13 protein-coding genes and 1 riboswitch are annotated in these 12,327 nt (G+C 63.3%); of the genes, 8 read left to right on the top strand and 5 right to left on the bottom strand.

The features are described 5' to 3' along the window. The 3 genes from groEL to NKJ06_RS10300 all read right to left on the bottom strand — a co-directional run. Positions 1-680: chaperonin GroEL (groEL, locus tag NKJ06_RS10310; protein ID WP_352809742.1), on the bottom strand; the 680-nt coding region annotated here is incomplete at its 3' end. A gap of 62 nt (positions 681-742) precedes the next feature. Further along, complete coding sequence (gene groES / locus NKJ06_RS10305; RefSeq protein ID WP_006203049.1) at positions 743-1,039, bottom strand: co-chaperone GroES; 297 nt, start codon at positions 1,037-1,039, stop codon at positions 743-745. 184 nt (positions 1,040-1,223) lie between these two features. Beyond that, positions 1,224-2,021 carry a class I SAM-dependent methyltransferase gene (locus NKJ06_RS10300; protein WP_352809741.1) on the bottom strand — a complete coding sequence of 266 codons (798 nt, stop codon included), beginning with the start codon at positions 2,019-2,021 and terminating at the stop codon, positions 1,224-1,226. An 86-nt stretch (positions 2,022-2,107) separates the two neighbouring features. Here NKJ06_RS10300 and NKJ06_RS10295 point away from each other — a divergent pair, with 86 nt between their 5' ends. Next, the gene (locus NKJ06_RS10295; protein ID WP_352633256.1) at positions 2,108-2,959 is read left to right on the top strand and encodes an ATP-grasp domain-containing protein; all 852 of its coding nucleotides are present in this window, start codon (positions 2,108-2,110) and stop codon (positions 2,957-2,959) included. A gap of 43 nt (positions 2,960-3,002) precedes the next feature. Here NKJ06_RS10295 and NKJ06_RS10290 read toward each other — a convergent pair whose 3' ends face one another. After that, complete coding sequence (locus NKJ06_RS10290; protein ID WP_352633257.1) at positions 3,003-3,635, bottom strand: TetR/AcrR family transcriptional regulator; 633 nt, start codon at positions 3,633-3,635, stop codon at positions 3,003-3,005. A 125-nt stretch (positions 3,636-3,760) separates the two neighbouring features. On the opposite strand from NKJ06_RS10290, the gene NKJ06_RS10285 reads away from it, so the two are divergent. The 3 genes from NKJ06_RS10285 to NKJ06_RS10275 all read left to right on the top strand — a co-directional run bounded on the left by NKJ06_RS10285 (position 3,761) and on the right by NKJ06_RS10275 (position 7,432). Beyond that, positions 3,761-4,948 (top strand): MFS transporter, encoded by a 1,188-nt coding sequence (locus tag NKJ06_RS10285; protein WP_352633258.1) that lies wholly within the window; start codon positions 3,761-3,763, stop codon positions 4,946-4,948. Between the two features lie 67 nt (positions 4,949-5,015). Further along, a complete protein-coding gene (locus NKJ06_RS10280; RefSeq protein ID WP_352633259.1) occupies positions 5,016-6,296 on the top strand; it encodes a D-arabinono-1,4-lactone oxidase in 1,281 nt (426 codons plus the stop codon). Next, complete coding sequence (locus NKJ06_RS10275; protein ID WP_352633260.1) at positions 6,293-7,432, top strand: alanine racemase; 1,140 nt, start codon at positions 6,293-6,295, stop codon at positions 7,430-7,432. The genes NKJ06_RS10280 and NKJ06_RS10275 overlap by 4 nt, the downstream gene beginning before the upstream one ends. A 4-nt stretch (positions 7,433-7,436) precedes the next feature. On the opposite strand, the gene NKJ06_RS10270 is transcribed toward NKJ06_RS10275, so the two are convergent. After that, the gene (locus NKJ06_RS10270; RefSeq protein ID WP_352633261.1) at positions 7,437-8,270 is read right to left on the bottom strand and encodes a GyrI-like domain-containing protein; all 834 of its coding nucleotides are present in this window, start codon (positions 8,268-8,270) and stop codon (positions 7,437-7,439) included. Between the two features lie 234 nt (positions 8,271-8,504). Continuing rightward, a riboswitch (cobalamin riboswitch) is annotated at positions 8,505-8,711 on the top strand. A gap of 93 nt (positions 8,712-8,804) precedes the next feature. Here NKJ06_RS10270 and NKJ06_RS10265 point away from each other — a divergent pair. The 4 genes from NKJ06_RS10265 to NKJ06_RS10250 all read left to right on the top strand — a co-directional run bounded on the left by NKJ06_RS10265 (position 8,805) and on the right by NKJ06_RS10250 (position 12,310). Beyond that, entirely contained in the window at positions 8,805-9,209 is a 405-nt protein-coding gene (locus NKJ06_RS10265) for a DUF1636 family protein (protein WP_352633262.1), read from the top strand. Continuing rightward, complete coding sequence (locus tag NKJ06_RS10260; RefSeq protein WP_352633263.1) at positions 9,206-9,991, top strand: ABC transporter ATP-binding protein; 786 nt, start codon at positions 9,206-9,208, stop codon at positions 9,989-9,991. The genes NKJ06_RS10265 and NKJ06_RS10260 overlap by 4 nt, the downstream gene beginning before the upstream one ends. Positions 9,992-10,029: 38 nt before the next feature. Further along, entirely contained in the window at positions 10,030-10,977 is a 948-nt protein-coding gene (locus tag NKJ06_RS10255; protein WP_352633264.1) for an ABC transporter substrate-binding protein, read from the top strand. 301 nt (positions 10,978-11,278) lie between these two features. Beyond that, positions 11,279-12,310 carry a FecCD family ABC transporter permease gene (locus NKJ06_RS10250; RefSeq protein WP_502905603.1) on the top strand — a complete coding sequence of 344 codons (1,032 nt, stop codon included), beginning with the start codon at positions 11,279-11,281 and terminating at the stop codon, positions 12,308-12,310. The last annotated feature ends 17 nt before the right edge of the window (positions 12,311-12,327 follow it).

The raw sequence follows: 12,327 nt of genomic DNA, 5'->3' as shown, positions 1-12,327 counted from the left end.
AGCTTCTTCTCGTGCAGGAGGATGTAGACGTCCTCGAGCTCGGCAACCATCTTGTCGGCGTTGGTGACGAAGTAGGGCGAGAGGTAGCCGCGGTCGAACTGCATGCCTTCGACGACTTCGAGTTCGGTCTCGGCGGTCTTGGCTTCCTCAACCGTGATGACGCCTTCGTTGCCGACCTTCTGCATCGCTTCCGCGATCATCTTGCCGACCGACTCGTCGCCATTGGCCGAGATCGTGCCGACCTGGGCAACTTCCTCGGAGGTCTTGATCTTCTTGGCGGCCTTGCCGAGCGCCGAGACGACTTCGGTCACGGCCAGATCGATGCCGCGCTTCAGGTCCATCGGGTTCATGCCGGCGGCAACCGCCTTGTGGCCTTCCTGGACGATCGACTGCGCCAGAACGGTCGCGGTCGTGGTGCCGTCGCCGGCGATGTCGTTGGTCTTCGAAGCAACTTCGCGGACCATCTGCGCGCCCATGTTTTCGAACTTGTCCTCAAGTTCGATTTCCTTGGCGACGGTGACGCCGTCCTTGGTGATGCGCGGCGCGCCGAACGACTTGTCGATGACGACGTTGCGGCCCTTGGGGCCGAGCGTGACCTTCACCGCGTCGGCGAGGATGTTGACGCCGCGCAGCATGCGCTCGCGGGCATCACGGGAGAATTTTACGTCTTTGGCAGCCATTTTTAGCTCCTGGCAGGGGCTTTGATTGAGCCCGGGAATTCAGTTGAGGGAAAGGCTTGATATCAGCCGATGATGCCCATGATGTCGGATTCCTTCATGATCAGAAGGTCTTCGCCATTGAGCTTGACTTCGGTGCCCGACCACTTGCCGAACAGGATGCGGTCGCCAGCCTTGACGTCCAGGGGGACCAGCTTGCCAGCTTCATCACGAGCGCCGGAGCCGACAGCGATGATCTCGCCTTCCTGCGGCTTTTCCTTTGCCGTATCCGGGATGATGATCCCGCCGGCGGTCTTGGATTCGGATTCGACCCGGCGAACGACCACGCGGTCATGAAGCGGGCGGAACTTCGACTTTGCCATTTTTTCTTCCTCGATGAGAACGGTGAGAAACAGTTCCTCCGTCCGGCGGCGCCGGACATATGAGTTAGCACTCACCAATGGCGAGTGCTAACGTGGCGCTGAAATAGGCTGGCGGCTCGCCGGAGTCAAGGCGCTCGGAGCCATGAATTGCTCGATCAAAGCCCTGCCGCGCCCGACAATGAACTTACCGGCGCCTTGGCGATCCAAGCACCAGAAGCGGGCACCGTTCCGCCAGCGGGTACGAGCCGCTCGGCACGACACGCACGTCGCCGAAGCAGCCGCTCGCCTCATCGATCAGCATGGCCAGCGTCGCGAAGCAATAAATCGTTTCGGAACCTGCATAAACATCGATGGTGTTGATGGAGGCCATGCTCCATCCCGTGTTCGCGGCAAGGGCTCTGCGGTCGGGAAAGTTCTTGTCAAAAGCATCGCGGATTGCCTGCACCTCTATGGCGCGGTCGCAATCGTTCGTCGTACACGCCATTGCTATGCGCCATTTGAGGGCGTGGAAATTCCCGACCTCGCCGGCCAAGGCTTGGGCCTCGATGCTGCGCAAATCGTCAAACGTCTCTGGGCCGGCGAAAACGCGGATCGCTACCTGCCCCTGCGGCTTCAGGACTCTGGCGATCTCGCTCAGCAGCGCGCGGCGAGAGCGTGCGGAATCGACGACGGTCAAGCAACCGTCACCAATGACTGCGTCGAGGCTGGCGTTGCCGATTGAAAGGCTCAGCCAATTCCCGGTCATCGCTCTGCGACAGGCGTCGTCGCCCGGCCACACGCCGGAAACCATTGCAGCGGATCCATCGACCGCCAGCATCGTCCGGCCAAGGCCCGCCAGTTCCGGAGTAACGCCCAGCAGCAGAACATCGGCCTCGTCCAGATCGAGCTCGCGCTTGACAATGCCAACTGTTTCCGGCGGCGGCCGCAACGGCGCGTCCAGTAGCTGCCAGTGCCGATGATAATTGTCCCAATGATCTGTCATGCAAATTCGCCGGAGGCTAAGAAAGTCTGGCGCCGAATGCTCATAGCCGCTTAATAGAAGTGGGGATGAAGCCAAGGAGGTTAGCTGTGTCGCGCATCGTTGTCATAACGCATGAGCATGACCGGTTTCTGGGCAAGCGCAACCTCCTGCTGCGCAGGGACAGCCCTTATTTGCTTTTCGATATTCTTGGGAAACTGAAAAGGCGTGGCCATTCGGTCCGGGTTCAACAAGGTCCGTCGAAGGCACACAGCGCCGACATCGCGGTTCTGCACGTTGATGCCACGGTGACGTCCGCAGACTATGTCGACTATGCACGGAGTTTTCCATTCTGCCTCAATCTGGGGGCGTCCGACATATCCAAACGACGGGTCAGTGGAGCGTTGATAGTCGACGGAGATTCCTGGCAAGGCCCGGTCATCGTCAAAAGCGACCTCAATAACCAGGGTATTCCGGAGACGCTCCTCAACCGGCGATCGGAGCGCGCGGGGAAATCGCCGCCTTTTCCGCACATGCAGACCCTGCCGCCCTATCAGATCTATGGATCTCTCGGCGACGTTCCAGATGGCGTCTTCGAGCGCGATGATCTGGTCGTGGAAAAGTTCATTCCTGAAAGAGAACCCGACGGCTTCGCGGCACGCTTCTGGGTGTTTTGCGGAGAGCGCGAGCGTTGCACCCGCTATATATCGCCAAACAGCCTGGTCAAGGCATCGGAAACGATCCGACGTGAGACCGTTCCCGTTCCTGACGAAATGCGCGAGCGGCGACGTGAGCTAGGCTTTGACTACGGGAAGTTCGATTTCGTCATTCATGAGGGCAGGGCAATCCTCCTCGATGCCAACAACACCCCAGGCCGTCCCAAAAACCTCGTGAAGATGTTCGCTGCCGGCGCTTCCGATCTGGCCGACGGCTTCGAGGGCATCATTCATCGGGCGAGATAGGCCGATAGCTGGCCGAGATCGTCGTCGCGCCGTCCCGCCTGAGTCAGTCGTTAAAAAACAGGCCCAGCTGCGTGTGAATGATCGAACGATAATCTTCGATCGTGCGGCGGCTTTCCGCTTCGCCCTCGGCGAGCGCCAGGCGCACCACGCCGCCGGCGAGCTGGAAGATCAGTAGAACCATGCGTTCGAACCGCTCGCGCTTCTCGGGTTCTAGCAGAGTGATGACGTGGTCGCAGAACATCCTGGCTTGATGTCGGGTTTCTGCGATGTCGAGATTCTTGAGCGCCTTGTCGGCCTGGATGGCATTCTGCAGATCCTGGATGGCCGGATCGCCGGCGACGCGGCTGAGATAGTCGTCAAGCAGCCGGTCGGCGGCGGCGATCACGTCCTTGGCCTCGCGGATGTCGGCGATGATCGCCGTCAGCCGTGCACGGCTGACCTCTGAAAACCGCTCGTAGAGCATCGCCAGGATCGCCGATTTGTTGGGAAAATAATGGTAGACGGTGGCGATCGGCCCACCCGCCAGCATGCCGACTTCCTTCATGGTGACGGCGTCGATGCCCTTCTCGCCGATCAGCCGCATGGTCGTCGACAGGATCGCGTCGATGCGCTCGCGGCTGCGTTCCTGCTTGGGCCTGCGCCTGGGCTCGGTGGCTGTTCTCTTCACTTCCGTCATGCATCGATCTTTCGCACGGTTTTCAAATTCCGGTTGACAAGAAATGTGATCAAGTATCAGCTTCTATAAATGCTGACAGGTTGTCAGTTTTTTTGCCGCGCGGCAAGGACGTTGGGGAGGCGCCTTTGACTTCGACAAATGCCGGCCACTTGGGCAATGGCGACTGGCTGGTCGGCAATCCGACAGGTTGGCAGCTTGCCTCGGCCCTGTGGATCGGTTCGGTCGGCTTGCTCATCCTCGGGCTGCAGCCCGTGTTGCTGGGCGCGCTCTACACCGAGGGCCATGTCAGCGGCGATGAGCTGGCGCTGGTCGCGACCGCCGAGATGATCGCCATCGCCGTCGGTTCGGCTGTCGTGGCGATGCTGCTTTCGGCGCACAAGATGCGCTGGAAAAGTGCGGCCCTCCTGCTGCTGCTGGCGCTGGCCAATGTGTGGACGGCCTATGCCGCAACCGCCAACACGCTGATCACGGCCCGCGCCCTGGCCGGGCTGGCCGAGGGCGGTCTGGTCGCGGCCGCCACGGAGTTGATCGCCCGTTCGCGGCGCGCCGAGCGCATCGGCGGCTTTTTCGTCACCATGCAGACGCTGGCGCAATGCGCGCTTGCCCTGTTGCTGGCGCTCTATGTCATCCCGGCAGCCGGATCGGCAGGCGGCTTCATCGTTCTTGCCGTCGTCTGTGTCGCGTCGCTGGCGGTCGCCTTCACCGTCCCCGGGGACTATGCCGATCTCCCGAAGGAAGAGAACCTGGCCAATGTGCTGACGGTTCCCTCGCTGACCGCGCTGCTGTCGGTGTTCTGCTACTTCATGTTCTTCGGTGCGGTCTGGGCCTTTCTGGAACCGCTTGGCGCACAATACGGCATCGATGGCCGCACCGTCGGCCTGATCGTCTCGGCGAGCCTCGCGGCGCAGGTCCTGGGCGCGATGACGGCGACCGTCTTCGAGGCGCGCATCGATTATCGCTTGGCCATCGCGGCGATCGGCACCGTCGCGCTTGTCAGCTCGCTAGTTCTCGCCAGCGGACCTGGCCTCACCACATTCTGGGTCGCCGCCCTGGTCATGGGCTTCATCCTCTTGTTCATCGTGCCCTACCAGATCCGGCTGGCGATCACCGCCGACGAGACGCGCACCGCCGTGCTCTTGGTGCCGGCAGCCCAGCTGTTCGGCCTGGCGGTCGGGCCGATCGCCGCGTCGCTGCTGATCGACGGCAAGGATTTCCGGCCGGTGCCGGAATTCGCCGCCGCCAGCGCCGTTGCCAGCGTGCTTCTGCTCGGTCTGTTCATCCTGGTGACGCGGCGTCGCCGCGCCAGATCATGATCCCGAAAAGTGAGGCCGGTTTTCGGTAGAGATCATGATCCAACAAAAAGCCTGAGCGGGGAGCGCCATGTCGAGCAATTGGAGCAACTGGTCCGGTTTCGTGCGCGCCGAACCGAAGCTGATCGCCAATCCCGCCGATGCCGGCGAACTTGGCGATCTCGTGCGCACTGCGCCCGGCCCGGTGCGTGTCGTCGGCGCCGGTCATTCCTTCACGCCGCTGGTGAAATCCGAGGGCACGATCCTGTCGCTGGAGAGACTGGACGGGCTGGTCTCGCACGACCCGGAAAAAAACCAGGCGCGGGTGCGGGCAGGGACCCGGCTTGGCCCGCTGATGCACATCCTGCAAGGCATTGGCCAGGGCCTGCCCAATATGGGCGACATCGACCGCCAGGCGATCGGTGGCGCGCTGGGCACGGCCACGCACGGCTCGGGACCGACGCTCGGCGCCTATCACACGCAGCTGGAGACGGTGCAGATCGTCGACGGGCTGGGCAAGCTGCGCGACTTCAAGCGGGCAGGGGACCAGGAGACGATCCATGCCATCGGCGTCGCGCTCGGCGCCTTCGGCGCGATGACCGAAGTGACGCTCAACAACATCCCGACCTACCGGCTGCGCCGCCGCAAATGGGTGCTGCCAATCGCCGACATGCTGCGCGAGTTCGAGACGATGATGGCCGCGCATCGCTCGGCCGAATTCTACCACATACCGTTTTCCGGTTACGCCCAGTTCATCGCCAGCGATCTCAGCGACGCAGCACCGACCCCGCGACCGCCGGAAGCGGATGAGGCTGGGTTGAGAACGCTGCGTCGGCTGCGCACCGGGCTTGCCTGGCTGCCGTCGCTGCGCGGCCGCCTGATCCGCTCGGCAGTCGCCAAATTTCCGGCCGAGGACTACGTGCAGGACTGGCTCAACGTCTATGCCAGCGACCGGCAGACCAAGTTCAACGAGATGGAATATCATCTGCCGTTCGAGGAAGGGCCGAAAGCGCTGGTCGAAATCATCGAGCTGACGGAGAAGCGCTTTCCCGAGGTCTATTTCCCGATGGAGGTGCGCACCGTTGCGCCCGACGAATTCTGGCTGTCGCCATTCTACAGGAGGCCGACCTGCTCGATCGCCATCCATCATGACGCGGCGAACGATCCGCTGCCGTTCATGCGGGCAGTCGAGCCGATCTTTCGTAGATATGGCGGCAGGCCGCATTGGGGCAAGATGCACAGCCTGAAGGCGGCGGAGCTGAAAAAGCTCTACCCGCGCTGGGACGACGCCATGGCGGTGCGCCGCGATATCGATCCGCAAAACCGCTTCGTCTCGCCCTACATGGCCGGTTTGTTCGGCATCGCACAATGAGCACCTATTTTTCCGCCCTGTCGGGCGCACTGAAGGAAGCCGGCATCTTCCAGCCCTGCCTGCTGCTCGATCGCGACCGGCTGGACAGCAACATTGACCTGGTAAAGGGGAGACTGGATCCCGGCCTCGCCGTGCGGCTGGTCGACAAGTCGCTCGCCTGCCTGCCTCTGCTTGCCCATATCGGCAAGGCGCTTGGCACCAATCACGTCATGACCTTCCATCCGCCGATCAGCGAGGCGGTGCTGAAGGCGTTTCCCGATGCCGATCTGCTCTACGGCAAGCCGATGCCGATCGGCGCGGCAAGGGCTGCGCTTTCGAAGGGCGCGGCCGACTGGTCGCGTGTCTGCTGGTTGATCGATACGCAGGAGCGGCTGGCGGAATATGGCGCACTCGCTGACGAACTCGACATCGAGCTGCGTATCGCTTTCGAGATCGATGTCGGACTGCATCGCGGCGGCTTTGCCAGCCCGGAGGCGTTGTCGAAGGCGTTGAGCGCACTGCCGGCCAAGCTGCGTTGCGAAGGCGTCATGGCCTATGAGGCGCATGCGCCGCACATTCCGGGCCTGTTCGGTGGACCGGCGAAAGCCCTGGCAAAGGCGTCGGCGCAGGCCGCGGCGTTCGTCGCTTGCCTCGGTCCGGACCAGCGCCGCATCCTGAACATCGGCGGCAGCAAGACAGCATTGCTTCATCATGGCGGCGTGGCCAACGAAGTGTCGATGGGCTCGGCCTTCGTGCTGCCCAGCGATTTCGATACATCAGGCCTCGAAGGCTTCCAGCCGGCTGCCTTTGTCGCAACGCCGATCCTGAAAGTGGTCGAGCCGATGCTGCCCGGCCCGCCAGCCGTCACCCGCCTGCTGCAGGCGCTCGGCCGGTTTCCACGCAAGGGCTGCTACCTCTATGGCGGCAAGTGGATGGCCGAGCCCGTGTTCCCCGAAGGTATGCGGACGAACGGCCTGCTCGGCCTGTCCTCCAACCAGCAATTCATGGGCTTGCCGGCCGATGCGACCGCAAGGCCCGACGACTACGCCTTCCTGCGCCCGACGCAGAGCGAGGCCGTGCTGCAGCAATTCGGATCGATCGTAGTGTTTTCCGGCGGCAGGATAATCGATCGCTGGCCGGCGCTACCGATGGCGTGATCGGCTACGCCCTCACCGGTATCCATATCTCCAGCCCGCCATTGCCGCTGCGCGGATCGAATTCGGGGCCATAGCGCTCGAACTCCGGCGCATCGGATATTTCATGGCCGGACGCCGGCAGCCATTTGTTCCAGATCGTGTTGACCGTACGGCGGATGGTCGAGATGTGTTCGCGGTGGGCGAACACAGCATATTTCTGCGCCGGCACCCGCACCCGGCTGAATTCCTTCGGCAGGTTGGAAAAGTCCGACACCTCGACGCCGGCGATGTAGTCGAAATTGCCGGAATCGTCGCCGTTGACGCAGACGCCATAGGCGACGTCGCCTGTCTCGCCCGGAATGTTGCCGATATAGGGGCCAAAGCGCTGCCACTGCATCGGGATAGCGGCGCTGGTTTCACAGCTGTAGCGTTCGCCGAGGCCGGCGATCAGAAACGGCCGGCTGGTCTCGAAGCGCGGCGGTTCGAGGTTGGTAAGAAAGGACTGGTCCATCAGGATCGGCTCCACGAGGTCGAGATTTTTGAGCGTGCCTTGCGCGCGCACCAGTTCCGGCGTGGTGCCGAACTGGTCGCGGAAGGCACGGGTGAACGCCTCATGCGAGTTGTAGCCGGCATCGAGCGCGAGCGAGAGAATGTCGGGCGCGCCGCCGGCCAGCTTGCGCGCCGCTTCGCTCAGCCGGCGCGCGCGCATGTAGCCCATCACCGACCGGCCGGTGGCAGCGCCAAACGCACGCGTCACGTGAAAGCGCGACACGCCGCTGCTTTGCGCGACATCGTCGAGCGAAATCGCCTCCGGCAAATGGCTTTCGACGAACCACAGCGCTTTCTCGGTCGGGTTCATGGGGCTCCTTTTCGCATTGGGCGGATCACCTTGCCACCTTCCCGCAAAGCCAGTTTGATCGAAATTGCGCAATCTGCACGATAGCATCGGCTGGCTTTCGCTTGACAGTGCCAGGCGGCATCTTCTAGAGCGTTATGTTATTACATAATGAGAGCGCGCAATGCCTGTTTCCCCCACACATGAGTGGCCCATCACTCCGTCCGAGAAATCCGTTGCGAAGCGATTGGGGGAAATCTACGCTGGACCCGTGATGGTCCCCGAGTCGAAAGGCGAGGGGTGAAAAGGGAACACGGTGAGGCCTGCTCAGGTCGAGGCCGTGGCTGCCCCCGCAACTGTAAGCGGCGAGCAAAATCCGTGAATGCCACTGGCCGGCAAGGCTGGGAAGGCAGGATGGCGCAACGACCCGCGAGCCAGGAGACCTGCCATCAGCATGAGTTGACCGGACGGGGTGTGCCGGGAGGAAACGCGGATTTCGGTCTTGTCGGCCGGCTCGCCAGCGTCCTTCCGTCGCCAGTTTTGGAAAGTGACGGAAAGTTGGACGGCTCCATCGATCCCATCCATCGCATCATCGTGTGTACGCTTTGCCGTGACGTCCCCACAGGGATCAGGTCGGGTGAAGGCCTTAGTGCCGATTTGCGCTCCCGGCTCTCTGTCCATTGCGAGCCGGCCGTGGCGCACGGCTTCGCGGTCGAAGGCGTGGATTGCATGGCAGGCTGCGCGCGGCCGCTGACGGTCGCGTTCCAGGCACAAGGCAAGGCCACCTATCTCTTCGGCTCGATCGACGCGCAGGCCGATGTTGGCGACCTCGTGCGATTCGCCGGACTCTATGCCTCGCTCGCCGATGGCTGGCGCAATTCCGGGCAGCGTCCGGCTGGATTGGCCGGCAAGACGCTGGCCCGCATCCCGGCTCCGGGCAATCTGGCAGGCAGCAGCCGATGACGCCGCTTCTCGAAGCGCGCGACCTCTGCGCCATGGCGAATGGGCGAGATCTGATCCAGGCGGTCACTCTGTCGGTGGCCGCTGGCGACCGCCTCGCCATCATTGGACCCAACGGCGCCGGCAAGACGACGCTGCTGCGCATGCTGTCGGGCATGCTGCGACCGAGCTCAGGCGAGGTGAAGCTTGGCGGGCGGCGGCTGGACAGGATCTCCGCCGCCGAGCGGGCACTGCATATCGCCGTGGTCGGCCAGACCGACCAGCCCGATCCGCGGCTGGCGGTGATCGACTATGTCGAGCTTGGCCGCGTCCCGCATACCGGGCTGAGGCGCAGGAGCGAGGAGCGCGACATTGTCGTCGATGCGCTGCGCCAAACCGGTCTGCTGCCGCTGCTTGGCCGCACCATCGGCTCGCTGTCGGGCGGCGAGCGCCAGCGCGCCCAACTGGCGCGCGCCATCGCGCAGCAGCCAAAAATCCTGTTCCTCGACGAGCCGACCAACCATCTCGACCCGCGCGCCCGCGGCGAACTGCTCGAACTCGTGGCCGGCTTCAGCATGACGGTGATCGCGGTGCTGCACGATCTGGCGCTGGTCGCACCCTTCGCCACCAGGGTGGCGGTGATGAACCATGCCCGTCTGCAAGCGCTCGCCGCACCGCGCGAAGCGCTGACCCAACAGCTGATCCGCGAGATTTTCGGCATCGATGTGCTGCGTCTGCGCCACCCGACCGAAGACCGCGAACTGACGGTGTTCGAGGTTCCGAATCGTGCCGCGCCGCCGTCCTGACTGAAGCCGTTCCGTATTCCAACAAAGGAGCAACATCCGTGAAACGCCTCGCCTTTTCGCTTGCCTTCTCGCTGCTGGCCTCGACAGCCCTGGCCTTCCCGGTAACCGTCGACAGCTGCGGCAAACCACTGACTTTCGACGCGCCGCCGAAGCGCGCCGTCATCCATGATCTCAACATGGCCGAGATGGCTTTCGCGCTGAAACTGCAGCCGTCGATCGTCGGCCTGACCGGCATTACCGGATGGTACAAGGTCGGCCCCGAATTCAAGGCCGAGCAGGGTTCGATCCCGGAACTGGCGCCAAAGTATCCGACGCTCGAAAACATCGTCGCCGTCGAGCCCGATTTCTTCTTCGCCGGCTGGCATTATGGCATGAAGCCGGGCGGCGAGGTGACGCCCGACACGCTTGCCCCGCACGGCATCAAGACGCTGGTGCTGACGGAAAGCTGCATCCATCTCGACAAGACCCGCCCCGCCGCCTCGATGGACCTGCTCTATGGCGACGTCGAAAAGCTGGGCAAGATCTTCGGCAAGGAGGCCGAGGCGGAGAAGCTTGTCTCCGGCTGGAAGACGCAACTCGCCATCATCATCGCCAAGATCGGCGACAGCAAGGGAACGAGGGTGTTCCTGTACGATTCCGGTGAGGACAAGCCGTTTACCGCGGGCAAGTTCGCCATCCCCAGCGCCATGATATCGGCCGCCGGCGGCGACAACATCATGGCCGACATGGACACCAGCTGGGGCAACACGGACTGGGAAACGGTGGCCTCGCGCAATCCGCAATTCCTCATCCTGCTAGATTACCAGGACGGCGGCGGCTACAGGAAGCTGCTCGATTTCCTGAAGGCGCATCCGGCGATGAAGGAGACGGATGCGGTCAAGAACGAGCGCTTCGTTGCATTGCGCTATGCCGAGCTGACGCCCGGGCCGGCCAACATCGAGGCGATCGGCAAGATCGCCAAGGCCATGCATCCGGAAGCATTTTGAGGAAGTTTGACGGGTCGAATATGCTTGTGTTGATGGACGGCTTGCCTTGGCGATTGGTTGAAACATCAATCGCTTCGTCATCCACGGGCGGAGCAAGGAGCGTAGCGACGCGGCGCAGACCCGAGGATCCATGCCGCGACTTCCGAGCGTTGCTTCGGTGCAGAATTCTGCTCCGCTGCACGCTTCGGCCAAGGTCCCGGCATGGATCCCAGGGTCTCCGCGACGGCGCTTCGCGCCTGCTCCGCCCTGGGATGACGACGTTGGAGGGGCCTCGGCCAATCTTGAATGGCGAGGCAACGACATGTGTGAAAACGTGAGCTTGCGCCGCAAGCCATTCGCCTTGGCAATGACTACGGGAGCGGCGGCGATCGCCGCTCTCGCTCTGCTGTCGATCGCCTATGGCTCGACGCTGATCCCGTTGACCGACGTCATTGCCGCGCTTGGCCGTGCAATTGGCTTGAGTGGGCACGACGTGTCCGGTCCGGTCGGCAAGATCGTCGTCGATCTGCGGCTGCCGCGCACGATCCTGGCCCTCTGCGTCGGCGCCGGCCTGGGCGTCGTCGGTGCGCTGCTGCAGACGGTGACCCGCAACGATCTTGCCGATCCGTTCCTGTTCGGCCTGTCGTCGGGAGCCGCCGCCGGCGCCGTTTCCGTCATCACCGTCTTCGGCGACAGTTTCGGCATCTGGACGTTGCCGGTCGCGGCCTTCACCGGCGGCCTATTGGCTGCCGGTATCGTCCTACTGCTGGTCGCGCGGGTGAAAGGGCAAGGCCCGGAGCGGCTGATCCTCGCCGGCCTTGCCGTGTCGTTCATGTTCACTGCCTTGACCAACTACCTGGTCTTTGCCGGCGACCAGCGCGCCGCCCACTCCGTGCTGTTCTGGACGATGGGCGGCCTTGGCCTGGCGCGCTGGGACAATATCTGGTTGGGCGCGCTAGGTGCGGGCACCATCCTGGCGTACGCGCTGTGGAACCACCGCCGGCTCGATGCTTTCCTGGCCGGCGAAAACGCCGCCGAAAGCCTTGGCGTGCCGGTGGCGCGGATGCGCAGGATGACGTTTCTCGTCGCCGCCTTCTCGACGGCGATCCTTGTCTCTGTCGCCGGCGTCATCGGCTTCGTCGGGTTGATGATCCCGCATCTGTCGCGCCCGCTGGCGGGTCCCTTGCATCTGCGCCTGGTTGCGAGCTGCGCCGTGTTCGGCGCGGTGCTTTTGCTGGCCAGCGATCTTCTGGCCCGCACGCTGCTGCCGCCGCAGGAACTGCCGATCGGCATCATCACCAGTTCTGTTGGTGCGTTCTTCGTCGTCACCATGCTGATCCGCAACCGGCTGTGATTGCGGTCGGAAACGGT

Origin of the sequence: Mesorhizobium sp. M0293 (genome assembly GCF_040321735.1) — a bacterium.
In the GTDB taxonomy this organism is placed as follows: domain Bacteria; phylum Pseudomonadota; class Alphaproteobacteria; order Rhizobiales; family Rhizobiaceae; genus Mesorhizobium.
The sequence above is the reverse complement of the archived record's forward strand: the minus strand, read 5'-3'. Positions and strand labels throughout refer to the sequence as shown.

What these genes read in the sequence shown, in the direction of transcription:
- groES (WP_006203049.1), bottom strand. Translation starts at nt 1,039, where the DNA reads ATGGCAAAGTCGAAGTTCCGCCCGCTTCATGACCGCGTGGTCGTTCGC.
- NKJ06_RS10300 (WP_352809741.1), bottom strand. Translation starts at nt 2,021, where the DNA reads ATGACAGATCATTGGGACAATTATCATCGGCACTGGCAGCTACTGGAC.
- NKJ06_RS10290 (WP_352633257.1), bottom strand. Translation starts at nt 3,635, where the DNA reads ATGACGGAAGTGAAGAGAACAGCCACCGAGCCCAGGCGCAGGCCCAAG.
- NKJ06_RS10280 (WP_352633259.1), top strand. Translation starts at nt 5,016, where the DNA reads ATGTCGAGCAATTGGAGCAACTGGTCCGGTTTCGTGCGCGCCGAACCG.
- NKJ06_RS10275 (WP_352633260.1), top strand. Translation starts at nt 6,293, where the DNA reads ATGAGCACCTATTTTTCCGCCCTGTCGGGCGCACTGAAGGAAGCCGGC.
- NKJ06_RS10270 (WP_352633261.1), bottom strand. Translation starts at nt 8,270, where the DNA reads ATGAACCCGACCGAGAAAGCGCTGTGGTTCGTCGAAAGCCATTTGCCG.
- NKJ06_RS10260 (WP_352633263.1), top strand. Translation starts at nt 9,206, where the DNA reads ATGACGCCGCTTCTCGAAGCGCGCGACCTCTGCGCCATGGCGAATGGG.
- NKJ06_RS10250 (WP_502905603.1), top strand. Translation starts at nt 11,279, where the DNA reads ATGTGTGAAAACGTGAGCTTGCGCCGCAAGCCATTCGCCTTGGCAATG.